Origin of the sequence: Xanthomonas arboricola (assembly GCF_003353015.1) — a bacterium.
In the GTDB taxonomy this organism is placed as follows: Bacteria; Pseudomonadota; Gammaproteobacteria; order Xanthomonadales; family Xanthomonadaceae; genus Xanthomonas; species Xanthomonas arboricola_E.
On record NZ_QREM01000007.1, the window covers coordinates 69,142 to 94,009 of the forward strand.

Consider the following 24,868-nt stretch of genomic DNA (forward strand, 5'->3'; position numbering starts at 1 on the left):
CCACGCGGGCTACTGGCGCGCACGCGTGGCGTCTGGTCCTGGTGGAGAGGAGCTTCAGGCAGCCGATGCCAGCGCCGCATCCACCGCTGCACGCAGGCGCGCATCGTCTGCCGGCACGTCGGGGGCGAAGCGGTCGATGACCTGGCCGTCGCGGCCGATCAGGAATTTCTCGAAGTTCCACAACACACCCGGCACCGGGTTGGGTGTGATGCCGTAGCCGGCCAGTTTGTCGCGCATCGGGCCGTCGCCGGTGGCCCGCGGCTGTGCGCTGGTCAACTGCTGATACAGCGGATGGATCTCGGCACCGGTGACGGCGATCTTGGAGAACATCGGAAAGGTCACGTCGTAGGTGAGCTGGCAGAACTGCGCGATCTCCGCCTCGCTGCCGGGCTCCTGCCCCTTGAAGTCATTGGCCGGAAAGCCCAGCACTTCCAGTCCCTGTGCCTGCTTGTCGCGATACAGCGCTTCCAGACTTTCGTACTGCGGCGTCAGTCCGCACTTGGAGGCGACGTTGACCACCAGCAGCACCTTGCCGCGATAGTCGGCCAGCGTGGCGGGCTCACCGTCGATACGGGCCACGGGGATGTCGTAAAGCGTCTGGCGCATCGGTACGTCCTGGACAGGTGGAACCGAGAGCATAAACCGCTGCCATGGCGCGAGCGATCCCGCTGGCGCACGCTGCCGGCGGGTGTCTCCGGCGACTCGTCCTGGTCGATCGTTGACGGTCAGTGCAAGTGCTTGCTCGCGTTCGACGCCATCAATCGATGCACAACGCGGCCTGGCCCTTGCCGCCGACCACTTCCTGGCGGCAGCCGAAGCGGTCGCTGTCGCGCTGGCAGGTGCCGGAGGTGGCGGTGCCGGTGGGCACGATACTGGTGGCCAGGCAATCGCCGCTGCAGTCGGAGTTGTCGCTGCAGGCCTTGCCGGCGTCGGCATACGGCACCACGCAGCGCACGGTCTGCATGCGGCCGACCGGACGCAGCTGCCCGCCCTTTGCCGTGCATTCGGCGGTGTTGGCGGTGTTGGCGGTGTTGGCGGTGTTGGCAGTGTTGGCAGTGTTGGCAGTGTTGGCAGTGTCGGCGGTGTCGGCGATGTCAGCGGTGTCGGCGTGCGGTGGCTGCGGGGTGCCGGCCCCCGCGCCGGACCTTGCGGCCGGGGTGGTGGCGCTGCATGCGGTCAGCAGCAGCGCACAGACCACTGGATGGATCCATCGGGTCGCCATGGGACGCTTTTCTTGGGAAAGGTGCCTGCCAGCATCGCGGCGGCGATGTCTGCACAGCGTGCTTGGCGTCGGCCGCGGAAAGACCGCCCCACCAAACCGCTGCCGTAGGAGCGGACCTGGCCGCGACCGGGACTTACCGGGAAAGCCCGTCGCGCCCGGGTGCGCTCCTACGGGCGGGTGGTTGTGCGGTGANGCGGACCTGGCCGCGACCGGGACTTACCGGGAAAGCCCGTCGCGCCCGGGTGCGCTCCTACGGGCGGGTGGTTGTGCGGTGAGCTGGGGGTGGCGATGGGGCGGGGGCTCGACAGTGCCCTCACCGACCTGCGGTCGTAGGAGCGGACCTGGCCGCGACCGGGACTTACCGGGAAAGCCCGTCGCGCCCGGGTGCGCTCCTACGGGNCCCTCACCGACCTGCGGTCGTAGGAGCGGACCTGGCCGCGACCGGGACTTACCGGGAAAGCCCGTCGCGCCCGGGTGCGCTCCTACGGGCGGGTGGCTGTGCGGTGAGCTGGGGGGGGCGATGTGGCGAGGGCTCGGCAGCGCCCTCACCGACCTGCGGTCGTAGGAGCGGACCTGGCCGCGACCGGGACTTACCGGGAAAGGCCGTCGCGCCCGGGTGCGCTCCTACGGGTGGGTGGTTGTGCGGTGAGCTGGGGGTGGCGATGGGGCGGGGGCTCGGCAGCGCCCTCGCAGACCTGCGGTCGTAGGAGCGGACCTGGCCGCGACTGGGACTTACCGGGAAAGCCCGTCGCGCCCGGGGGCGNGTTGTGCGGTGAGCTGGGGGTGGCGATGGGGCGGGGGCTCGGCAGCGCCCTCGCAGACCTGCGGTCGTAGGAGCGGACCTGGCCGCGACTGGGACTTACCGGGAAAGCCCGTCGCGCCCGGGTGCGCTCCTACGGGCGGGTGGTTGTGCGGTGAGCTGGGGGTGGCGATGGGGCGGGGACTCGACAGCGCCCTCGCAGACCTGCGGTCGTAGGAGCGGACCTGGCCGCGACCGGGACTTACCGGGAAAGCCCGTCGCGCCCGGGTGCGCTCCTACGNCAGCGCCCTCGCAGACCTGCGGTCGTAGGAGCGGACCTGGCCGCGACCGGGACTTACCGGGAAAGCCCGTCGCGCCCGGGTGCGCTCCTACGGGCAGGTGGTTGTGCGGTGAGCTGGGGTGGCGATGGGGCGGGGGCTCAGCAGTGCCCTCACCGACCTGCGGTCGTAGGAGCGGACCTGGCCGCGACTGGGCTTTACCGGGAAAGCCCGTCGCGCCCGGGTGCGCTCCTACGGGCGGGTGGTTGTGCGGTGAGCTGGGGGGGGGCGATGTGGCGGGGGCTCGGCAGCGCCTCGCAGACCTGCGGTCGTAGGAGCGGACCTGGCCGCGACCGGGACTTACCGGGAAAGCCCGTCGCGCCCGGGTGCGCTCCTACGGGCNGCGGACCTGGCCGCGACCGGGACTTACCGGGAAAGCCCGTCGCGCCCGGGTGCGCTCCTACGGGCGGGTGGTTGTGCGGTGAGCTGGGGTGGCGATGGGGCGGGGGCTTGGCAGCGCCCTCACCGACCTGCGGTCGTAGGAGCGGACCTGGCCGCGACCGGGCTTTACCGGGAAAGCCCGTCGCGCCCGGGTGCGCTCCTACGGGGGCGGGTGGTGTGGCGGCGTGCTGTCTGCTGGGGCAGGCCGTACCGGGTTGCCGTCCGCGGCCGGATCAGTCCTGCTCGTCGCCGATGTCGTCGTCGTTGCTGCCGGTTGCAGCATCGCTGGCGTCAGCGTCCAGCAGCGCCTGGGACTGTTCGCCGGACAGGGTTTCCACGCCGCGCAGGCGGCGTTCGATGGTGCGGGTCTTGCGGCTGGCTTCGCCCAGGCTCTTGCCGACCGTGCTGATCTGCCGCTCGGCCTTCTCCAGGATGCCGGCGAACTTGCCGAACTCGCTCTTCACCGCGCCCAGCACCTGCCAGACCTCGCTGGAGCGTTTTTCGATCGCCAGCGTGCGGAAGCCCATCTGCAGGCTGTTGAGCAGGGCGGTAAAGGTGGTCGGGCCGGCCAGCACGACGCGATGTTCGCGCTGCAGCAGGTCGACCAGGCCGGCGCGACGGATCACTTCGGCGTACAGGCCTTCGGTGGGCAGGAACATCACCGCAAAATCGGTGGTCTGCGGCGGGCGGACGTACTTGTCGCTGATCGACTTGGCCTGGATGCGGATGGCGCGTTCCAGCTGCGCGGTCGATGCCTTGATCGCGTCGAGGTCGCCCTTTTCCTGCGCGTCGATCAGGCGCTCGTAGTCCTCGCGCGGGAACTTGGCATCGACCGGCAGCCACACCACGGTGTCGTCGCCGCGCCCCGGCAGGCGGATCGCGAAATCCACCGCTTCGGCGCTGTCGGGCCTGACCCGCACGCTGCGTGCGTACTGCTCCATCGTCAGCGTCTGTTCGAGGATGTTTTCCAGCTGCACTTCGCCCCAGCCGCCGCGGTCCTTGACGTTGGTCAGCACGCGCTTGAGATCGCCCACGCCGGTAGCCAGCTGCTGCATTTCGCCCAGGCCGCGCTGCACCTGTTCCAGGCGTTCGGAGACGAGCTTGAAAGAGGCGTCCAGCCGCGTGTTGAGCGTGGTCTGCAGTTTTTCATCGACGGTGGCGCGCATCAGTTCGAGCTTGCTGGCGTTGTCGTTCTGCAGGTTGGCCAGCTGTTGCTCCAGCGTGGCGCGCATTTCGCCGATGCGCAGTTCGTTGCGCTGGGTGAGTTCGGTCAAACGTTGGCCCAGGGCCTCGGTGAAGCGCTGCTGCGACTCGCCGGCCTCTTGCCGGCTCTTGCGGGCATCTTCGGCCAGCGCGTCACGCAGGGCAGCCATATGGGTGTCGGTGCGTGCGATCAGCTCGGTCAGTTGCTGGCCGAACACCTGGATGCGGGTTTCCTGCTGCTGGCCGAAGCCGTCGAGCTGGGTACGCAGTTCGGTGAGCCGCAGCGTCAGCAGCTCGCCGGTGCGTTGTTGCGCAAGAGCGCTTTCCTCGCGCGCCTTGCGGGCGTCTTCGCCGAGTGCGTCGCGCAGCAGGTCCAGGCGCTGGTCGGTGCGGGTGGACAGTTCGGTGAGATTGCGCGCGAAGGTTTCCAGGCGGCCGTCCTGCTGCCGCGCCAGGCCTTCGAGCTGCTCGCGCAGTTCGCCGCGGCCGTCGCGTTGCTCGGCACGCAGCGCCAGCTCCAGGCCGCTGGTGGAAGGACGTCGCAGCAGCGCGATCAGCTGCAACACGAGGACTACGACAAGCAGTCCGAGAAGGATCAGGGATTGGGATGACATGCGCGCAGTGTAGCCGGGCCGGTCGCAGGAGCTGCGTCTGCGGCTTGCCGGGGGGACGTATTGGTGCGGCTGGTTCGCGCGGGCACTGCGCCGGACGCAGGTAGCCGAAGCTGCGATGGAGCTGGCGCTGGTGCGATGCGGCCTGGCATCGCGCCAAGGCCCGGATTGCTGCACGCAGACAGGCGTGCGCGCTAAGGTGAGCGGCCCGTCCAAGCCGCGACCGACCGTGCTCGACCTCTACGGAACACAGACCTCCATCAATGTGCGCAAGGTGCTGTGGCTGTGCGAGGAACTGGCGCTGGACTACACGCTGCAGGCGTATGGCAGCGGGTTTGCATCGCTGGACACGGCGGCGTTTCGTGCGCTCAACCCCAACGCGCTGGTGCCGGTGATCCGCGATGGCGATCTGGTGCTGTGGGAATCGAACACGATCTGCCGGTATCTGGCCGCGCGTGCAGGTCGCGCCGACCTGTTGCCGAGCGCTCCCGCTGCACGGGCACTGGTCGAGCAGTGGATGGATTGGCAGGCTACCGAGCTCAACAACGCCTGGCGCTACGCGTTCATGGCGACGGTGCGTGGCAGCGCGGCGCATACCGATGTGCAGGCGATTGCGGCGAGCGTGCGCGAATGGAATCGGCACATGACCATTCTCGAGGCACAGCTGCAACGCGGCGGCCCGTTCGTGCTCGGAGCCGGTTTCACCCTGGCCGATATCGTGCTGGGACTATCCACGCAGCGCTGGCTTGCCAGCCCGATCGCGCGGCCGGCGTTGCCGGCAGTGGCGGCGTATCACGCCTGCCTGAAGACGCGTGCCGGCTTCCAACGTCATGGCTGCAATGCGCCCTAGAGCAGGCCTGCAGCCGCTGCGCCAAGCCAGCAAGACAGCGCGGTATTGCCGGATCTGCCGGCGGATCGCATCGCATTGACCTCAACGTGACCTGCGCATCGCTAGGGTGAGGCTTCGTTCCTGCCAGGCCAGCCGATGACCACCGCCACCAACCAAACCCGTCTGTTCGCGCTGGGTCTGTTCGTTTTTCTGGGCAGCTTTGCGGCGATCGTCTGGTACCTGATGCGGCCTTACGGCACGGCATATTTTTTCCCGGTGCACTTTTTGATCGGCGCAGCCCTGCCATTCGGCTTCTATGCGATCGGCGGCACGCGGCTGTGGTTCTGGATCGGCATCGGGGTCACCGCGCTGGTGCTGCTGTGGTTCAATTTCTGGGGGCATGACGCCAACGGTGCAGCGCCGCGCCTGCTCGACTGGACCCACTTTGCCGCCGGCGCAGTCGGCCTGGTTGGCGCGTGGGCGGTGCAGTTGGTCTATCGCAATGTGCGCCCACCGCATCGCCCGTCTGTTGAGTGAGCGGGGATTGGGGATTGGGGATTCGTAAAAGCGGGGTGGCGGGTGGCGCCCGCTTGGCCTGGGACCGGCCGGTGTGGCGCGCTGACAGCTGATACGGTACGCGTGCGCAGCCATGCTGGCGCCGGCGCATGACCTGGGACCGATAGCTTTGCTGCGGCGCGTTGGGCGACACTCGCGCCTTCTTCTGGTTCCCGCGAGGTCCGCATGTCGTCTTGGTTCAGGCGCAAATCCATCGATCAGGTCACCGTGCACGAGGCCGGCCGGCAGCTGGTCCGCAGCCTGAGCTGGCCGCACCTGATCGCGCTGGGCATCGGCGCGATCGTCGGCACCGGCATCTATACGTTGATCGGCGTGGGCGCGGACAAGGCCGGCCCTGCCGTGCTGCTGTCGTTCGTGGCGGCCGGCATCGTGTGCGCCTGCGCGGCGCTGGCGTATGCGGAGATGGCCACGATGATGCCGGCTGCCGGCAGCGCCTACACCTACAGCTACACCGCGCTTGGCGAGAGCATCGCCTGGGTGGTGGGCTGGAGCCTGGTGCTGGAATACTCGCTGGTGGTGAGCACGGTGGCGGTGGGCTGGTCCGGTTACTTCGTCGGCTTCCTGCAATGGTTGGGGGTCAGCCTGCCGCATGCCCTGGTGGCCGGGCCGCATGCCGGCGGCATCGTCAACCTGCCGGCGGTGGTGATCACCTTCCTGGTCGCCGGCATGCTGATGGCCGGCACCAAGGAAAGCGCCACGCTCAACGCGGTGCTGGTGGTGCTGAAGATCGTGGCGCTGGGCGTGTTCGTGGCGATTGCGCTGCCGGCGTTCGACAGCGCCAACCTGCAGCCGTTCATGCCGTACGGCTTCCCCAAGACGATGGGCCCGGATGGGGTCGAGCGCGGGGTGATGGCGGCGGCGGCAATCATCTTCTTCGCGTTCTATGGCTTCGATGCGATCTCCACCGCAGCCGAAGAGACCAAGAACCCGGGGCGCGATCTGTCGATCGGCATCGTCGGTTCGATGATCGGCTGCACGCTGATCTACGTGCTGGTGGCGTTGTCGGCGGTGGGGGCGATGAGCTTCACCGTGTTCGGCAAGAGCCCGGAGCCGTTGGCGCTGATCATGCGCGAACTCGGCCACGGCAAGGCGGCGCTGGTGATCGGCGCGGTGGCGATCATCGCGCTGCCGACGGTGTTGCTGGCGTTCCTGTACGGACAAAGCCGCATCTTCTTCGTGATGTCGCGCGATGGCCTGTTGCCGCGCGGCCTGTCCAAGGTCAACGCGCGCACCGGCACGCCGGTGGCGATCACCCTGTTCACGGCGGTGCTGGTGGCCGCGTTGGCGGGTGTGGCGCGGCTGGACGAGATCGCCGCGCTGGCCAATGCCGGGACTCTGGCGGCATTTACGGCGGTGGCGGCGTGTTTGTTGGTGCTGCGTGTGCGCGAGCCGACCCGTGTGCGCTCCTTCCGTACGCCGTTGGCGTGGGTGGTGGGGCCGGTGGCGATCCTGGGCTGTCTGTATCTGTTCTGGAGTCTGCCAAGCACGACGCAGGGCTGGTTCCTGGTCTGGAACGCGCTGGGTGTGGTGGTGTATGTGGCCTACGGACGGCGGAATAGTCGCTTGGGGAAAGTTGGGTAGTTCCTTCTCCCGCCGGGAGAAGGTGGCCCGTAGGGCGGATGAGGGTGTGGGCGAAGCCTCGTGCCGTTTAATTCGTCAGTGGCTTTGCCCCGTACCCTCACCCCAACCCCTCTCCCGGGGGGAGAGGGGCTTTCAAGTATGCGGCAGTGCCGGCATTCCCTTCTCCCGCCGGGAGAAGGTGCCCGTAGGGCGGATGAGGGTGCGGGCGGAGCTTCGTGTCGTTTAATTCGTCAGTGGCTTTGCCCCGTACCCTCACCCCAACCCCTCTCCCGGAGGGAGAGGGGCTTTTTGAGCTGCGCGCTGTTTGCCTGCGCGCGCAGGGGGCGGGACTTATGCGGTTACTGCGCTGCTGCAGGCGTGGCACAGAACGAGGTGGGTAATGCGTTCGCTTGCGTGCCCCAGCCTTGGGTCGGCGCCTGCTTGGTGAGCGCAAACGACAACGTGCCGCCCTGCTGCAGCTGGGCCCAGTCCAGGAACACCTGCTGCTGCGGTTGACCGTTGAAACGCACACTGTCCACGTATTGCAGCGCGCGGCCGTCCGCGCCGGGGGCGTCGATACGCAGGCGCTTGCCGTTGCCCAGCGCCAGCGAGACCCGCTTGAAGCGCGGGGCATGCAGCAGGAACTGCCCGCTGCCCGGCACCGCCGGATACAGGCCCAGCGCACTGAACAGGTACCAGGCCGACATGGTGCCGAGGTCGTCATTGCCGGTGACGCCGTTGGGCGCGTTGGTGAACAGCTGCTGGGCGGCGCGCACCACGGTGGCGGTCTTCCACGGCTGGCCGATCAAGGTGTACATCCACGGCGCATGCAGGTCCGGTTCGTTGTTGGGGTTGTAGCGGTACTGGTTGTAGTAGCTGTACGGGCCGACCACCCAGTGCGTGCGTGCGGCGTTGAGCGGGTCCTTGAGCAGGTCGTCGTAGGCGAAGAACGCATCCAGGCGTTTGCCGGCCTGCTCGCTGCCATGCATGGCCTGCAGCATGCCGGGGATATCCTGCTGCACCAGCCACTGGTATTGCCAAGCGGTGCCTTCGTGGAAGCCGTGCTGCGAGCGTGGGCTGTAGCGATCGTCCGAGGGTGCGTACCAGCTGCCGTCTTCCAGCCGGGGCCGTGGAAAGCCGTTGAAGCCGGTGTCGGCATCGCGCACGCCGGCGTCCCAGACGGTGTGCCAGTTGCCGCCGCGTTTGCGTAGCAGCGCGCTGTCGTCGGGGTGGCCGAGCGCCTGCGCCATCTGCGCCAGCGCGCAGTCGGCCAGTGCGTATTCCAGTGTGGCCGAGCCACCATGGTGCGGGTCCACGTCCATGCCCTTGGAGGGGAAGGCGCGGTCGTACTGCACGAAGCCATTGGCAAGATAACTGGCGTTGCCCGAGCGTCCGGAATGCCGCGAGTTGATCGGCGGCTGGCCGAAGGCGTTCTGGCGCAGCGCGGCGTAGGCCTGGGCTTCGTTGTCCTGCAGCGCGCCGAAGCGCCACAGGTCGACCAGGAACGGGGTCACCGGGTCGCCGGTCATGATGTTGGTGTCGAAGTTGGCATAGCCCCAGCGCGGCAGCCAGCCGCCTTGCTGGTGGATGGCCAGCAACGAGCGACCGATGTCGCGCGCGCGCGCCGGCTGCAGCAAGGCCAGCAGCTGGTTCTGCGAGCGGTAGGTGTCCCACAGCGAGAAATACTCGTAGTAGGTCCAGCCGTCGGCACGGTGGATCGCATCGTCGAAGCCGCGATAGCGGCCATCGGCATCGCTGCCGGTCAGCGGCTGCAGCAGCGCGTGATACAGCGCGGTGTAGGCCACCGTGCGATCGTCGGTGCTGGCACCGGCCAGCTGCAGGCCGGCCAGTTCCGTGCGCCAGGCCTGTTGCGCGCGCTGGCGCATCTGCTCCAGGCCCAGCAGCTTGCCGCCCTGCATGCCGTCTGCGCGCAGGTTGTTGCGCGCGCCGTCGGCATCCACATGCGAGATGGCGCTGACCACGGTCACTGCGCGCGCGGTCCTGTTCTTGCCCAGCGGGAAGCTGAGCCAGGCGCCGTTGGGCTTGAGTTCGCCGCCCATGCCGTGGCGCGCGCCGGGCACGCCACCGTCTTCGCCCCAGACACCGTGCGCGGTAAACGGGCGGTCGAATTCCAGCCGGAACCAGGTGGTGTATTCGTGGCCGCCGCAGAAGCTGCGCGTGGTCAGTTTGCCTTCGACCACACGGTCGCCGACCACCTGCAGCTGGCTGCCGATCACCACGTGGCGGTCGTTGGCCTGGCCGAGGTTGACCAGCACATGGCCGGTGTCGGCGCCGGGCGCGAAGCTGTAGCGCTCGGCGGCGGCGCGGGTGAGAGCGGTGGCTTCGGCGTCGATGCCGCCGTAGTCGGTCAGCCGCACCTTGTAGTAGCCGGCCTGGCCCACTTCGCCGTCATGGGTGTAGCGCGCGGCATAGCGTTTCTGGTCGAAGGCCTTGGCGTCGGCGGTATCGAAGTCGCCGCCCGGACCGATGGTGCCGGTGACCGGCAGCACCGAGACCTGCCCGCCCTGCTCCCAGCACCCGGCCCCGGACAGGAACGAATGGCCGAAGCCGCGGATGCTGGGGTCGTCGTAGCGCCAGCCGGCGTAGTGCGCGCCGATCGGGCTGACCTGGACCAGGCCGAACGGCGCCGAGGCACCGGGGAAGGTATTGCCGTCGTCCTTGCTGCCGATGAAGGTGTTGACCTGCGCCGGGTCCTGCGCGGCCAGCGGCGCGCACACCGCCATGCCGAGCAGGCACAGGCCGGCGGCGACGCGGCGCCAGAACGGCGCCGGAGCGCCCTGCGAAACGGAACGATCGGACCAGACTGCGGAGAGCATGCAAGACACCTCGGAGGAGAGGGCGACTGAAGCCGCAGGTGGGGATCCATGCCGATCGCTGCACCACGCAGCGATCGACGCACGACGACCGCGTTCAAATGCCGACCGGCAGCGCGATTTCGCGCCCGACCTGGCGTGTTTGGATCGATCTAAATTGGATGCGGTCATGGGCCATGTGTCGGCAAGGTTAAGCATTCTCGACCGCTTGCTGCACACCGCGGCGCAGCAAAGTGTGCGGGTGCTGGCAGTTTTGCGGGTGCTTTAGACGTGTTGAGGCGACCTGTTGCGCGCTGTCAGGTACTGCCATTCTGAAGCGTGTCAGAGGCACTGACGGATGAGTTGGCTTGGGATTGATTGGTCTGCGCTGCGTGCGGTTGGTTCAAGGTGGCGCTCTTGGACGTGTTGCGCATCGGGAGCCGAACCCTCACCCCACCCCCCGCTCCGCGCCCCGGCCCGCGCTAGCAGCGCGGGCGCTCCCAGGCACGCGCGCCAGTGGCGCGCAAGCTGTGCCTTATCGCCCCGGGGGGAGAGGGGCTTCGCGCCTGAGGGGCCTGGTCGCTGAGAGGGCCGCGTCTCTGGGAGCGACTCGGTCTCTGGGTGAGCGCGCGGCGTGGCCGCGTGGATTGCGCAATCCGCCCATAAAAAAAGCCCGGTCAGTGACCGGGCCTGGCGACGCTGGCGTGGCGGCGGGAGGGGCCGACGCGCCGGTGACGCAGTTGCTTCAGATCCAGCGCATGCCTTCGAACGGGTTCCAGCTGGTGCTGCCCTTCACCTTGTCCAGGTAATAGGCGTAGTTGGCGATCATGCCGGTCAACAACGATAGCGGCAGCCACAGCACGTTCTGAAACGCCGCCGGCAGGAACGAGGCCACGATGCTGGCCACGATGCTGATGCCGATCAGGCTCAACGCCTTGCGCCACAGGCCGATGATGAAGAAGTAGATGATGCCGAAGAAGAAGGCATAGAAGTTCATGCCGACCTTGACCTTCTCGCCAAAGCTCAGGGTCTTCAGTGCGTTCTTGTAACTGGGATCCTTGGGGCCACCGTGACGGTCGAAGAAATCGAAACGGAACTGCCATTTGGGACTGAGCTGGGTGCGATCGAAGGTATCCATTCCAAACCAAGTAGTTGAAAACGGTTACATGATAGGCGATCGCGTATTCATCGGCACGCTCGCTGGTGCAAGAGAGGGGGACAGGGTCATCCGCCGATCAGCTTCGCAGTGCCGCTGGCTTCGGCCTCGATCGCACAGGTGCACGCGGCCAGCTTGCCGCCGGATGCCAACGGCATGCGCCGCGAAGCAGTGGCTGCGTGCAGGACGCAGCGGCTCACTCGCGCTGGTGGCTGAGGCCGGTGCCGCGGCGTGCCCGGCGCAGCGCATACAGCGAACGGTCGGCGCGGTCGACCACCGCCGCCAGCGCCTCGCCATCGTTGCGCAGCGCGGTGCCCAGGGTGAACTGGATCGGGGCGTCGTCGGTGGCGGCCATGTAGTCGCGCGCCAATGCCGCCAGCTGCGCCTGGGTGGGTTGATGCAGCAGCACCAGGAACTCGTCGCCGCCCAGGCGGACCAGACGGTCCTGGGTGCGCAGCGGCTGGTTGAGGAACCAGGCCATCTGCACCAGCACCTCGTCGCCGCGCTGGTGGCCATGGGTGTCGTTGACCAGCTTGAACTTGTCCAGATCCACCACGACGCAACCCCAGCGCACGCCCGGGTCGCGCTTGTCCAGTTCGTCCAGGAAGCGGCGGTTGTAGCAATTGGTGAGCGGGTCGGTGAACGACCATTCCAGCAGCTGCTTCTCCTGGTGGTACTGGTTGGTGATGTCCTGGGCGTGCGCCAGCACGACGGTGGCGTCGGCCTCCACGTCCAGCACGTTGCGGTATTGCCAGTGGCGCAGGCTGCCATCGCTGGCAACCAGCTCGATCACGCCAGCGTCCTGGCCGTCGAGCACCATCCGCGACAGATAACCCTGGAAGGCGGCGTGCCGCTCGGGGCGGATGAACTCCAGCAACCGGCGGCCTTCCATGTCGTCCACGTTGCGGCCCAGCGAGCGTGCCGCGGCCGGATTGACGCTGATCAGGCGGCCATCCATGTCATGGGTGCAGATCAGGCCCAGGCTGTACTGGAACATGTTGCGGAACTTGCGCTCGCTGGCGGCCAGCGCATCCACCGCACGATGGCGGTCGGTGACGTCCTGGATCGCACCGATCAGGCGGGTGCGCCCATCCACATGCTCCAACGAGCCGGTGCTGTGCACCCACAGTTGCCGGCCGGTGGCGCTGACCAGCGGCAGTTCCAGGTCCCAGGGCGTGCCATCGCGCACGCAGCTGTCCACCGCCTCGGTGATCACCGCGCGCGCATCCAGCGGATAGAAGCCGATGCCCTCGGCCAGGGTCGGCCGGTAACCGGCCGGCAGGTCGTGCAGGCGGCAGGTCTGGTCCGACCAGGTCAGGGTGCCGCTGGCCACGTCCACTTCCCAGCCGCCGACGCCGGCGACCCGGCCGGTGCGTTCCAGAAACGCTTCGCTCTCGCGCAGGCGTTGCTGCAGCTGTGCGTTGGCGGCTTCGCGCTCCAGCATCAGCCGGCGCTGCTCCAGCCCTTCGGCGGCAACCCTGGCCAGCTGCTGCAAGGCGGCCAGCTGCGCCGGCTCCAGCGCGCGCGGGCGCTGGTCGATCACGCACACGGTGCCCATGCGCAGGCCGTCGGACAACACGATCGGCGCACCGGCGTAGTAACGGATCCCCGGCGCATCGGTGACCAGCACGTTGTCGCGAAAGCGCGGATCGGCCGGCGCATCGCGTACTTCCATCACTGCATCGTCCTGGATGGTGTAGGCGCAGAACGCGAGCTCGCGTGGGGTTTCGCTGGCGCCGGGCAGGCCGATATTGGCCTTCCACCATTGGCGATGTTCGTCCACCAGCGACACCAGCGCGATCGGCGTGCCGGCGATCGCCTGCGCGGCGGCGGCCAACGCATCGAAGAACGGCTCGGCTTCGGTATCGACGACCTGCAGCAGTGCCAGACGCGACAGCCGATCGGCCTCGCGGGAAGTGGATGACACGGCAGTGTCGCAGTGGCTCAACGGAATGCTCGCTTGTTCCCCCTCACAATCCGCTCAGTCTAGCGGACCGGGCATACCTGCCTGACGCCGGTTTTCGTGCGCCGCGGCACAGGATGCGGTGCGCACCGGCGCTGCGGCCTGCCCGGCAGCACCGGCGTGTCGGCGCCCTGGGCGGCGGCGGCGCTGCGGGAGGCGCGGGTGTCGTCCATCTGCAAGGCCAGGCCGCGGCGCACGCAGTCGTCAGGGTTGCCCAGGTCCACGCCGCAGAGTCCTTCGCTGCGCCGATGGAATCCATGCGCAGCCGTCAGCGGCTGTCGCCGGCTGCAGGCACCGGCGCCAACGCCCTGCCCACCTGCAGCGCCGCGGCCACATTGCGCGCGGCGATGCGCACGTTGCCGGCGGCTTCGGCCAGCGCCTGCTCCAGCGTGCAGGCGCGATGCACCACCGCGAACATCGCATCGATGCCATGGCCGTGCAGCCGCGCAGCGCCGTTGCCCAGGCAACCAGCGATGGCGATCACCGGCTTGCCGTGCCGCTGCGCCAGCCGCGCCACGCCCACCGGGGTCTTGCCATGCAGGCTCTGGCTGTCCAGACGGCCTTCGCCGGTGATGACCAGATCGGCCTGGGCGACCAGCGCATCCAGCCCCAGTGCCTGCGCCACGATCTCCACGCCGGGCCGCAACTGCGCGCCCAGGTACGCCACCAGCGCCGCGCCCAGGCCGCCGGCCGCCCCGCCGCCGGGCAGATCGTGCAGGCGCACGCCCAGGTCGCGTTGCAGGACATCGGCGTAGTGCTGCAGGTTGCTGTCGAGCTGGCGCACCATGCCGGGCGTGGCGCCCTTCTGCGGGCCGAACACCGCCGAGGCACCGGTCGGGCCAATCAGCGGGTTGTCCACATCGCAGGCCACTTCGAACCGGCAATCCTGCAGCCGTACGTCCAGGCCCTGCGTGTCGATGCGCGCCAGCGTCGCCAGCGCGCCGCCGCCGGGACCGATCGCCTCGCCGCGCGCATCCAGCAGCCGTACGCCCAGGGCCTGCGCCAGCCCGGCGCCGCCGTCGTTGGTGGCACTGCCGCCGATGCCGATGATGAAGCGCCGCGCGCCGGCATCCAGCGCGGCCAGGATCAACTCGCCCACGCCTGCGGTGCTGGTGCGCAGCGGCGCGCGCTCGGCCGGCGGCAGCAGCGCCAGGCCGCTGGCGGCGGCCATTTCGATCACCGCGGTGCGGCCGTCGCCGCTCAGGCCGAAGAACGCCGGCACCGGGGTGCCGAGCGGGCCGCTGACCGTGCCGGCGATCACCCGCCCGCCGGTGGCCGCCACCAGCGCGTCGACCGTGCCTTCGCCGCCATCGGCAACCGGCACCTTGGTGTAGTGCCAATCGGGAAACACCTCGCGGAAGCCGGCCTCGATCTGGCTGGCCACCTCCAGCGCGGACAGGCTTTCCTTGTAGGAATCGGGCGCGATGACAATCTTCATGGGGACACTCGACCGCCTCGCCTTTGCGACTCCAGACTCCCCGATCGCGGCACTACTTCCCCACTCCCGATTCCCGATTCCCCGCCGCATACGCCTGCGCCTGCCCCATCACCCGCAGCAGGTTGCCGCCCCAGATGCCGGCAATCTGCGGCTCGGTATAGCCCTTGCGCAGCAGCCAGGCGGTGATGCGCGGCAGGTCGGAGACATCTTCCAGGCCGACCACGCCGCCGCCGCCGTCCCAGTCCATGCCGATGCCCACGTGCTCGGGCCCGACCACCTTGAGCACATGCTCCAGATGGGCGAAGAAATCCTCCTCGGTGGCGCGCTTGATCGGGTAGCGCGCATCCAGGTCCTTGAGTGCGGCGCTCAGCGCGGTGCCGTCGGCGATCTTGATGTGCTCCCAGCCGCCGTACTGCTCGGTCAGTGCCTTCTCGGCGGCCTTGCGCTCGGGGCTGGCGCCGCTGTCGACCAGGTAGCCACCATAGGAATTCACCTGGATCACCCCGCCGTGCGCGGCCAGCACCTTCAGCCGCGCGTCGTCGATATTGCGCGGATGGTCGAACACCGCACGCGCGCCGCTGTGCGAGAGCACGATCGGCACCGGCGACAGTGCGATCAACTGGTCGAACACCGCATCGGAGGCATGCGACTGGTCGATCACGATGCCCAGCGCCTGCGCCTGCTGCACCAGCTGCTTGCCGGCCGGGCTAAGGCCCTTCCATTCCGGCCCCTTGGGGTCGGTGGCCGAGTCGGCGAACTCGTTGTTGAGAAAATGCACGGTGCTCATCAGGCGCAGGCCCTGCGCGTAATAGAACCGCAGCAGCGTCGGGTCGGCCACCAGCGGGCTGGCGTTTTCCATGCTGATGTACACCACGCGCTTGCCCTCGGCCTTGATGCGCGCGGCATCGGCCGGCGTGGTGGCGAAGGCGAAGCGCTGCGGTTGCGCGGCCAGCAGCGTGTGGATCTTCAACAGCCGCTGCAGGCCGGCATCGCGATCGTCCAGGTGCGCGGCCGCACTGCGATTGCCCTGCCCGGTATAGACCGCCCAGAAGCCGCCATCCAGCGCGCCGTCGACCATGCGCGGGTAATCCACCTGCGACAGCCGGTTGCCGGCATGCGCCTGCAACACATCGAAATCGGGGCGCTCCAGGTTGGCCGGCGTATCCAGATGCGAATCCAGCGTGACCAGGCGTTGTTGCAAGGCGGTGGCGCGCGCCAGCTCGGCCTTGGAAAACTCCAGCGCGTGCGCAGGCAGCGCGGTGGCGAGCAACAGCGAGACGGACAGAGAAAGCGTGTGCAGCTGCATGCGATCTCACAGACAGGTGGGGGTCACCGGATCATAGCGGCTCGTTGCAGGCATGCTTGCCGGCGCGGTGCGGCCAGCGCTGCGGCAGTGCAGCTGCAACCGGCGCCACAGTGCGGGCGGTGCGCAGGTTGCGGCGCTGAAAAGAACCACGCGACAAGACTGCGCGCAGTGCCAGCATCCGCCGGCCGCGTGCCTTGGCATGCGCTGTCCAGCGCCACCACGCATGCCTGGCGATTGTGCCCGCCGTCAGGCGCCGGACTCAGTCACCCAGTTCGGCCAGGCGCGCACGCACGCTCTCCACATCGACGTGCTCGCGCAGATGCAGCCACTGCCGCGCCCACACCGAGCGCAGCACGATCCAGGCACCGAACACGCCCAGGCAGGTCGAGCCCAGCGCCAGCGTCAACGGATGCAACGGCGAGCCGCTGCCGGTCTGGAACAGGTACATGAAGGCGCCGGAAAACAGCAGCCATACGCCGAACACCGGCCAGTTGCTGGCCAACAGGCCGGCATGGGGCCGCTCGATCTCGCGCAGCAAGCGGGTCAGTGCCTTGCGTTCCTCATCGTCCGCTGTCATCGACTGGCCGCTCCACGGATTGATCGCCGCGCTAGATCACGCGGCAGAAAACAGCCTTCAGGTAGCGCGATTCCTGCACATGCGCCATGAACGGATGGTCCGGACCGGCCCCGGCCACCTTCAGGATCTGGATGGTGCGCCCGGAGAAATACGAGGCGCGTCGCAGCATGTCCAGGAATTCCTGCTCGGCCACCAGGCCGGTGCACGAGAAGGTGGCGAACAGGCCGCCGGGCTTGACCACGCCCAGCGCCAGCTTGTTCATGTCCAGGTATTTCTTCAGCGCCGGGATCACCTGCTCGCGGTCGCGGGTCATCTTGGCCGGGTCCAGGATCACCACGTCGAACTGCTCGCCGCGATTGGACGCATCGCGCAGCCACGGGAAGATGTCGGCCTGCACGAACTTGGGCCGCACGTTGTTGAGCTTGGCGTTGCCCTTGGCGATGGCGATCACGTCCTCGTCGATGTCCACGCCCAGCACCTCGGCCGCGCCGCGCGCGGCCGCATACACCGCAAAGCCGCCGGTGTTGCAGCACAGGTCCAGCACGCTCTTGCCTTCGACCTGCTCGCTCAGCCACTGGCGGTTCTCGCGCTGGTCGGCGAAGAAGCCGGTCTTGTGCGCACCGGCCGGGTCGGCACGGAACTTGATGCCGTACTCGGTGATCACCGACGCTTCGGTGGTGGTGTTGCCGTGGAAATCGAAGCTCTCCTGCTTCTGCACGTGTTCGTCGGCAAAGCTGTGGAAGCGGCAGCCCGGGAACTGCGCGCGCAGCGCGTCGTAGATCCATTCGCGGTGGCGGAACATGCCGGCGGCGAAGAACTCCACCACCACCAGGTCGCCATAGCGGTCCACCACCAGGCCGGACAGGCCGTCACCTTCGCTGTGCACCACGCGCCAGGCATCGGACACCGCGTCGAGCTTGAGCCAGTCGCGGCGCAGGCTCACTGCCGCGGCGATCTTGCGCGAGAACCAGCCCGCATCGACCGGCACCGCCTGGTCGGTCTCCAGGATGCGCACGGCGATGCGCGAGTGGCCGTTGTAGAAGCCGCGGCCAACCCACTCCCCGTCCACGCCGACCACATCGACGATGGTGCCGGGTTTGGGCTTGGCGGCGGGCTTTTCCACCAGCTTCTGGAAGATCCACGGGTGGCTGGAGCGCCAGGCATTCTTGAGTCGGACGACGGGGACTGGAGTATTCATCCGCCCATTGTATCCGGCTGGATTGACGTGCCTGCCCTCCGGCACGCAGAATCGGGCACAGAAGGGGAGTAGCTCCCAGCGTTGTCGCCGTCATGACGAGTCCTGCCAGCCAGGCTCCGGTGCAACGGCAACCGGCCAGGCCGGTTGTGAGCGAGACCTTCGCCGCGCAGGCGAAGGTCCGTCACCCGGAATCCACGATTTCCGTGTCACAAGGCCTCAGCCCATCGGCTGTCCAGGTCGTTTCACTTTTCGGGATTTCTTATGCAAACCATTGGCAATGTCTGGTTATGGGGCGGCTTCGCGATCGTGGTGATCGTGGCGCTGCTGGTCGATCTGGTGCTGATGCGCCACGGCGGTGCCCACAAGGTCACCTTCAAGGAAGCCACCTGGTGGAGCATCGGCTGGGTGCTGCTGGCGCTGGCCTTCAACGCCGGCCTGTGGTGGTACCTGCAGGGCAGCATGGGCGACGCGGCGGCCGACCGCATCGGGCTGGAGTTCCTGACCGGCTACCTGGTCGAGAAATCGCTGGCGGTCGACAACATCTTCGTGTTCCTGATGGTGATGACCTACTTCGGCGTGCCCGAGGAACAGCGCCAGCGCGTGCTGATCATCGGCGTGCTGGGCGCGATTGTCCTGCGCGCGATCATGATCTTCGCCGGCTCGGTGCTGCTGACCAAGTTCCATTGGCTGCTGTATGTGTTCGGCGCGTTCCTGCTGTTGACCGGCATCAAGATGTGGTTCTCCGCCGGCAAGGAGCCGGATCTGGAAGCCAACCCGGTGCTGCGCTGGATGCGCGGGCATCTGCGCCTGAGTCCGCAATACCACGGCCATGCGCTGAGCGTGATCAAGGACGGCAAGCGCTGGTTCACCCCGCTGTTCGTGGTGCTGATCCTGATTGCGGTGATCGACGTGATCTTTGCGGTGGACAGCATTCCGGCGATCTTCGCGATCACCACCGACCCGTTCATCGTGCTGACTTCCAACGTGTTCGCGGTGCTGGGCCTGCGCGCGATGTTCTTCCTGCTGGCCGGCATGGCCGACCGCTTCCACCTGCTGCCGTACGGCCTGGCGGTGATCCTGGTGTTCATCGGCACCAAGATGATGATCATCGATCTGTACAAGATTCCGGTGCTGGTCTCGCTGGCGGTGGTGGTCGTGATCCTGGTCTTCACCATCGTGCTGAGCCTGCTGCGGCCGCCCAAGCCGGCCAGGCACTGAGGGGCTGGGAATCGGGAATCGGGAATCGGGATTCGGGATTCGGGATTCGGGGACGGTAGCGCCGCGTGTGTTGCTGGCATCCAAGCGCACCGACCATCTCGACAGGTCCTTGCGTTCACCGTCGCGGGCCCTTGAGCGGCATGGATGCCGCGCCAGAGCCCGGCTACCCGAGATCCTGGTCGTCACCATCTGCTGAGTTTGGTGCGGCCACCCAAGCCGGCCCCCGCATTGACGGGCTGGGAGTCCGGAGTCTGCAATTGGGATTCGGGAACGGCCGCGCTGCATGCACTGCTCACAACCAAGCGCACCGACCAACTCGACGGGCCCTTGCCTGCTCACCGTCGCGGGACCTTACGCGGCATGGATGCCGCGTAAGAGCCTCCATGGATGGATTCACGGCGTGTCCCGCGACGGTGGGCGGGCAAGGGCCCTGCAGCCAATCGGTGTCGCGCCTCGGCCACCTGCGTGATGTCACGCAAGCCGCTGCGCCAACGATCGGCGGCGGGGCTGGATTATCCCGTCGTCGGGCCTGCTTATCCCGCGCCGGATAGGCTTGTAAAAAATCGGCGCGACGCCATCCGTGGAGGCATGACACCGCCTCCTGTTGCCGCCACCGACACCACCGCGCAAGACCGCCTGGATCGTTCCCGGGTGTTGCGCGCCTTCAACTTCAGCTTCGCCGCCGTGCTGCTGCTGGTGGCGGTGTTCACCGCCCAGGGCATGTTCGACTGGCGCGCCTGGGCGGTGGCACCGCTGCAGGCCGACGGCCTGCTCGGCATCCTCACCGCACCGCTGCTGCATGGCTCGCTGGCGCACCTGGGCGCCAACGCCGCCGCGCTGCTGATCCTGGGCACGCTGGCCGGCAGCGTGTATCCGCGTGCCACCGCCCTGGCGCTGCCATTGTTGTGGCTGGGCTCGGGGCTGGGCGCGTGGTTGCTGGGCGAACCCGGCAGCCGGCATCTGGGCGCCAGCGGCGTCACCCACGGACTGATGTTCCTGGTGTTCGTGCTGGGACTGCTGCGCCGCGACCGCCCGGCGATCGCCACCAGCATGATCGCCTTCCTGTTCTATGGCGGCATGTTGCTGACCATCCTGCCGCACGAAGCCGGCGTGTCCTGGCAATCGCATCTGGGCGGCGCGGTGGCCGGCCTGATCGCCGCGTTGCTGCTGCGCCTGCGCGACCCGCAACAGGCCAGGCCGCGCTACAGCTGGGAGGACGAAGACGAAGACGCTGCGTGGGAAGTGAGCAACGCAGAACGCGACGTACTGGAACCGCCGCCGCCGCGCCAGGTGCCGGTGCTGTGGCAGCGCCAGCAAGACGGCTCGCACAACGTGGTGCTGCACTTCCCACCGCGCGAGCGCCCACCGGGCAGCTAGTGCCTGCATGGAGCAACGACCAAAACGGCCGCCGATTCCTGTAGGAGCGTGCCTGCGCGCGACAGGGCATTACCGGGACCGCCCCATCGCGCGCAGGCACGCTCCTACAAAAGCGCTGCCTAGCGCGATGGTTGCCCCTGCAACGCGCGCCGCGCCAGGCCCGGGTCGTCGGCGAAGAAGGCATCGATGCCGGTGTCCAGATAGGTCTTGAGTTCGGCCAGTGCCCCGGCGTCGTTACGCGCGGTCACCGCGCCGCTGCTGCGATTTTCCCAGCAAGACGGCTCACACGACGTGGTCCTGCACTGCCCACCGCGCAAACGCCCACCAGGCCCGTAGGAGCGCGCTTGCGCGCGATGAAGCGTTCCCGGTAACGCCCCATCGCGCGCAAGCGCGCTCCTACGGGCCGCAGAGGTGTTTAACGCGTTGCACGCCCCTGCAACGCGCGCCGTGCCAGGCCCGGGTCGTCGGCGAAGAAGGCATCGATGCCGGTGTCCAGATAGGTCTTGAGTTCGGCCAGTGCCCCGGCGTCGTTACGCGCGGTCACNGCGAAGAAGGCATCGATGCCGGTGTCCAGATAGGTCTTGAGTTCGGCCAGTGCCCCGGCGTCGTTACGCGCGGTCACCGCGCCGCTGCTGCGGTTTTCGGCAGCCAAGAAATAGTTCTCCGGGCGGAACGTATACGGCTGCACCTGCAATCCTGCTGCATGCGCGTCGTGCACCAGGCTGGTCGGCGTGCCCAGGCGTTGCTGCGCATCCAGCGGAATGATGCTGCGGATGTCCGGGCCGATCGCATCGGCGTAGCTGGCAACCTGCGTCAACCCCTCGGGCGTGATCATCTGCCCATAGGTCCGCGGCGCGCTGCCCACGCCCGCATCGGGCAACGCCATCTGCGCGCCGGCCAGCAACTGCAGCAGGCGGATGTTGCTGCTGCGCCCGATCTTGCTGCGCAAGTACTGCAGGTTGCCGGTCTCGAACGACTGGATGACCACCGGCGCGGTCTGCGTGTAGGCATGCGCGCGCAGGCTCGCCAATACCTTGTCTTCCATCGCCAGATGCAGCCGGCTGAAATAGCTCGGGTGCTTGATCTCCGGAATCAGCCCGATGCTGCGCCCGGTTGCCGCTGATTCGGCGGCGACAAAATCGATGATCTCGTCGAAGGTGACGATCTGAAACTGCCCATCCCAACGCGTGCCGCGCAACTGCGGCAGACGCTCGCGCGCACGCAGCGTCTTCAATTCGGCCAGGGTGAAATCTTCGGTGAACCAGCCGTCCATCGCCTGACCATCGATGGTCTTGCGGGTCTTGCGCGCAGCGAATTCCGGGTGACTGGCCACATCGGTGGTGCCACCGATCTCGTTCTCATGGCNATGGTCTTGCGGGTCTTGCGCGCAGCGAATTCCGGGTGACTGGCCACATCTGTGGTGCCACCGATCTCGTTCTCATGGCGCGCCACCAGCACGCCATCCCTGGTGGACACCAGGTCCGGCTCGACGAAATCGGCGCCATCGACAATCGCTTTGGCATACGCGGCCAGGGTGTGTTCCGGACGCAGTGCGCTGGCGCCACGGTGCGCAAAGATCTGCACCGTCTTCGCCAACGGCGCCTCTGCCAACACGGGTCCGCTCATGCCGACCATCATCGCCCCCAACAGCCAGCTACGGTGGAACTGCATCATGCCTTTCTCCAACTGAGTGTTGCCATCAAACGCTGGCCCTGATCGTCAAGCCGGCGTGGCAGGTGCTGGTTACCGTCTCATGGATCGCTGATGCGTCGCGTTGCCGAGCACGGTCGATGCCCACCTAACGACGCGTCACAACGTCTGCCAACCACGAAGACGACCAGCATCATCCGGCATCGGGAATTCCTAAACAGCAACAAGCCCCGCTGTTACGAATCCCGATTCCCGTCCTCAGAACCTGGCATCCAGCGTCAAAAACACCTGCCGCGGCGCGCTGGCATGGAATGCCAGCTGGCGGCCGTTCGGATCGCTGTTGGCGAACGCGGTGAGATTGGACGCGTAGCGCTTGTCGGTGAGGTTGGTGACGTTGAGCGAGAGCTTGAGCCCCTGCAGCACGCCGGCCTGGCCAAAGTCGTAGCCGGCGCCCGCATCGAACGAGGTGTAGCCGCCGAAGCCCTGGTCGTTGGTGTAGGTGTAGTAGCGCTGGCCGGTGTACTTGCCGCGCAGATTGATGTTCCAGTTGGCGTAGTTGAACGCGATTTCGCTGGCGAACATGCGCTTGGGCGTATCCACCGTGGTCTTGCCGGCGGTGGGGATGGTCACCCCGTTCTGCACATAGTTGTCGTCGTAGGTCGAACGGTTGATCGAGGCCGAGTTGTACCACTGCAGGTAGCTGGTCGGCTTCCAGATCACGGTCAGTTCGCCGCCGCGGCTGCTCACCGAGCCCACGTTGAAGAAGCGCGTGGTGCAGGCCGGCGTGGTGCCCTGCTGGATGCTGGCGCAGGGATTGAGCGAGAGCAGGCGGTTGTCGAAGGTGACGTCGTAGCCGACCAGCGAGGCTTCGAAATGATCACGTACAACGCGATAGCCCGCTTCCACGGTGCGCGATTTTTCCGGCTCCAGCGCGCCGACGCTGGCATCGAACGAGGCCTGCGTCACCAGCAACGGACCACCGGCGCCGCCGCCCTGGAACGCGGCGATGTTTTCCGCGTAGGAGGCAAACACCTCCTGCCCGTCGGCGATGCGATAACCCAGGCCGACCTGCGGCAGCACCGACTCGCTGGCCTTGAGCGAGCCGGTCGCCACCGGTGCTTCCACCGCCAGCCCCGGCGTCTCGCGCGCGGTCATTTCGGTGCTGGGGCTCTTGATGCCCAGATCCAGGCTCAGGCGCTCGTCGAGGAACTTGAAGTTGCCCTGCACGTAGAACTGCCGCGTGGTGATGATGTAGTTCTGCGAGAACAGCCGGCGATCCGGACCCTGCAAGAATGTGTCGTCGCTGACCGGCCCGTCGATCCAGTAGAAATTGCGCTCCACATCGTGGTGATTGCGCTCGTACCACAGCCCGGCTTCGAGGTGATGCGGGCCCAGGTTCCAGCCGAGCGAGGCGATGCCGCCGGTGCGGTTGATCCAGTAGTTGGTGCTGCGGATCGAGATCGGCAGCGCCTGCGGCGTGCCCGGGTTTGACGCCTGGCCCGGCGACCACCAGTGTCCCTGCCCCTTGTTTTCGTGGTGATAGACCTGGGTATGCAGGCTGATCGCATCGTTGGGCTGGAAGTCGCCGGCCACGTAGAACAGATCGTCGTCGCGCAACGCGCGGCTCTGGTAATAGGCATCGTCGACATTGTCCACGCCACCGCTGAAACCGCAGCGCGCCGCATTCCGCGTGGCCGGTGCGCAGTACGCCGCGGCCAGTGCGCGGTTCCAGTCCGGTGCGTACAGATTCCAGTCCCAACCCAGGCCGCGCGCCATGCCGCTCTTGGACAGATACGCATAGTCCGCCTGCGAGGTGCGCGAGGTATCGGCGAAGGCGGTCAGCTTGCCGCCGTCGAACTGGTACACGCCCTTGGCATTGAACTGCCGCGTGGTGGTCGGCGAGTCCGGGCGCGTCCACATGTCGGCTTCGGCATTGATGCCGGACAGATACGCCGAAAAGCCGTTGTAGTCGCCGGTGTCCACACGCAGGAAGGTGCGGCGATTGGCGTCCGAGCCCACCGTCTGCGACAGCTGCCCGCCGAACACGCTGGACGGATCGGCCGAGTAGTACTGGATGGTGCCACCCAGGTTGCTGGTGGAGGCAGTGCCCAGCGCGCCGATGCCCGAGGCCAGCTCCACGCCGCCGAAGTTTTCCGCAATCAGCGCGCGGCTGATGTTGAGGCCGTTGTAGTTGCCGTAGGCGTTGTCGCCCAGCGGCAGGCCGTCGAGCGTATAGCCCAGGCGCGTGCCGTTGAAGCCGCGCAGGCTGATCGTCTGCGACTCCTCGTTGGCACCGAAGGCATCGTTGGATTGCACGTTGACGCCCGGCATGCGGTTGAGCAGCTTCTGGATGCTGGTACCCGGCGGCAACACCGGGATGTCCTGCTGGGTGATGCGCTGCACCTGACGCGTTTCGCCCTGGCCGATCACCGAGACCGCATCGAGCTGCTGCACGCTCGTGCCGGTATCGGCAGTCACGTCGGGGTCGGCAGCATGGGCGGCCGGCGACAGCACCAGCGCGGTGAGGACAGCGGCACTTAAGAGATGGGTCTTGGGCATGGGCGGCAGGGAGCGAGTCAAAAGATGACGGCAAGCGTGCGACAGCTGTCTTGCGCCGATGCGACCGGGACATGACAGTGCTGCGACAGGCGCTGCGCATCCGGCGCAGCAGCTGCGTTGCACTGGCATACACGTGTCATCTGCGCGTCGTAAT

Annotated in this window: 17 protein-coding genes and 2 pseudogenes; 5 read left to right on the forward strand and 14 right to left on the reverse strand. The window is 67.5% G+C overall.

Annotation, left to right across the window (positions count from 1 at the left end; translation table 11 throughout):
• Positions 1–54: 54 nt before the first annotated feature.
• The 3 genes from C0541_RS03750 to C0541_RS03770 all read right to left on the reverse strand — a co-directional run bounded on the left by C0541_RS03750 (position 55) and on the right by C0541_RS03770 (position 4,449).
• Entirely contained in the window at positions 55–606 is a 552-nt protein-coding gene (locus C0541_RS03750) for a glutathione peroxidase (RefSeq protein ID WP_115045873.1), read from the reverse strand.
• Between the two features lie 151 nt (positions 607–757).
• Positions 758–1,222, reverse strand: coding sequence for a hypothetical protein (locus C0541_RS03755; protein WP_115045875.1), 465 nt, complete (start codon positions 1,220–1,222; stop codon positions 758–760).
• A 1,691-nt stretch (positions 1,223–2,913) separates the two neighbouring features.
• The gene (locus C0541_RS03770; RefSeq protein WP_193725883.1) at positions 2,914–4,449 is read right to left on the reverse strand and encodes a DNA recombination protein RmuC; all 1,536 of its coding nucleotides are present in this window, start codon (positions 4,447–4,449) and stop codon (positions 2,914–2,916) included.
• 274 nt (positions 4,450–4,723) lie between these two features.
• On the opposite strand from C0541_RS03770, the gene C0541_RS03775 reads away from it, so the two are divergent.
• The 3 genes from C0541_RS03775 to C0541_RS03785 all read left to right on the forward strand — a co-directional run bounded on the left by C0541_RS03775 (position 4,724) and on the right by C0541_RS03785 (position 7,480).
• The gene (locus C0541_RS03775) at positions 4,724–5,344 is read left to right on the forward strand and encodes a glutathione S-transferase family protein (RefSeq protein WP_115047237.1); all 621 of its coding nucleotides are present in this window, start codon (positions 4,724–4,726) and stop codon (positions 5,342–5,344) included.
• Positions 5,345–5,479: 135 nt separating this feature from the next.
• Positions 5,480–5,860, forward strand: coding sequence for a hypothetical protein (locus C0541_RS03780; RefSeq protein ID WP_115045880.1), 381 nt, complete (start codon positions 5,480–5,482; stop codon positions 5,858–5,860).
• Between the two features lie 204 nt (positions 5,861–6,064).
• Positions 6,065–7,480 carry an amino acid permease gene (locus tag C0541_RS03785; RefSeq protein WP_115045882.1) on the forward strand — a complete coding sequence of 472 codons (1,416 nt, stop codon included), beginning with the start codon at positions 6,065–6,067 and terminating at the stop codon, positions 7,478–7,480.
• 338 nt (positions 7,481–7,818) lie between these two features.
• Here the strand turns inward: C0541_RS03785 and C0541_RS03790 are convergent, their stop codons facing one another.
• The 8 genes from C0541_RS03790 to C0541_RS03830 all read right to left on the reverse strand — a co-directional run bounded on the left by C0541_RS03790 (position 7,819) and on the right by C0541_RS03830 (position 17,910).
• Positions 7,819–10,296, reverse strand: coding sequence for a GH92 family glycosyl hydrolase (locus C0541_RS03790; RefSeq protein ID WP_115045884.1), 2,478 nt, complete (start codon positions 10,294–10,296; stop codon positions 7,819–7,821).
• Positions 10,297–11,017: 721 nt separating this feature from the next.
• Positions 11,018–11,410, reverse strand: coding sequence for a DUF2628 domain-containing protein (locus C0541_RS03795; protein WP_115045886.1), 393 nt, complete (start codon positions 11,408–11,410; stop codon positions 11,018–11,020).
• Positions 11,411–11,624: 214 nt separating this feature from the next.
• Positions 11,625–13,376, reverse strand: a complete 1,752-nt coding sequence (locus tag C0541_RS03805) for a sensor domain-containing diguanylate cyclase (RefSeq protein WP_115045890.1) — start codon at positions 13,374–13,376, stop codon at positions 11,625–11,627.
• Between the two features lie 38 nt (positions 13,377–13,414).
• The gene (locus tag C0541_RS21640; protein WP_115045893.1) at positions 13,415–13,615 is read right to left on the reverse strand and encodes a hypothetical protein; all 201 of its coding nucleotides are present in this window, start codon (positions 13,613–13,615) and stop codon (positions 13,415–13,417) included.
• 44 nt (positions 13,616–13,659) lie between these two features.
• Positions 13,660–14,829, reverse strand: coding sequence for a glycerate kinase (locus C0541_RS03815; protein WP_115045895.1), 1,170 nt, complete (start codon positions 14,827–14,829; stop codon positions 13,660–13,662).
• Between the two features lie 52 nt (positions 14,830–14,881).
• A complete protein-coding gene (locus C0541_RS03820; protein ID WP_115045898.1) occupies positions 14,882–16,135 on the reverse strand; it encodes a dipeptidase in 1,254 nt (417 codons plus the stop codon).
• A 259-nt stretch (positions 16,136–16,394) separates the two neighbouring features.
• The gene (locus C0541_RS03825) at positions 16,395–16,712 is read right to left on the reverse strand and encodes a hypothetical protein (RefSeq protein WP_115045900.1); all 318 of its coding nucleotides are present in this window, start codon (positions 16,710–16,712) and stop codon (positions 16,395–16,397) included.
• Between the two features lie 31 nt (positions 16,713–16,743).
• Complete coding sequence (locus C0541_RS03830; protein ID WP_115045903.1) at positions 16,744–17,910, reverse strand: class I SAM-dependent rRNA methyltransferase; 1,167 nt, start codon at positions 17,908–17,910, stop codon at positions 16,744–16,746.
• Positions 17,911–18,171: 261 nt separating this feature from the next.
• Here C0541_RS03830 and C0541_RS03840 point away from each other — a divergent pair, with 261 nt between their 5' ends.
• A complete protein-coding gene (locus tag C0541_RS03840) occupies positions 18,172–19,128 on the forward strand; it encodes a TerC family protein (RefSeq protein ID WP_115045905.1) in 957 nt (318 codons plus the stop codon).
• 588 nt (positions 19,129–19,716) lie between these two features.
• On the forward strand, positions 19,717–20,505 hold the full coding sequence (locus C0541_RS03850) for a rhomboid family intramembrane serine protease (protein WP_115045912.1): 789 nt from the start codon (positions 19,717–19,719) through the stop codon (positions 20,503–20,505).
• Between the two features lie 119 nt (positions 20,506–20,624).
• Here C0541_RS03850 and C0541_RS03855 read toward each other — a convergent pair.
• The 3 genes and pseudogenes from C0541_RS03855 to C0541_RS03865 form a co-directional block, all read right to left on the reverse strand.
• A pseudogene (locus C0541_RS03855) lies at positions 20,625–20,771 on the reverse strand (glycerophosphodiester phosphodiesterase); the annotation flags it as partial.
• 149 nt (positions 20,772–20,920) lie between these two features.
• Positions 20,921–22,179 (reverse strand): annotated as a pseudogene (locus tag C0541_RS03860) (glycerophosphodiester phosphodiesterase).
• A gap of 234 nt (positions 22,180–22,413) precedes the next feature.
• On the reverse strand, positions 22,414–24,714 hold the full coding sequence (locus tag C0541_RS03865; protein WP_115045915.1) for a TonB-dependent receptor: 2,301 nt from the start codon (positions 24,712–24,714) through the stop codon (positions 22,414–22,416).
• Positions 24,715–24,868 lie beyond the last annotated feature (154 nt).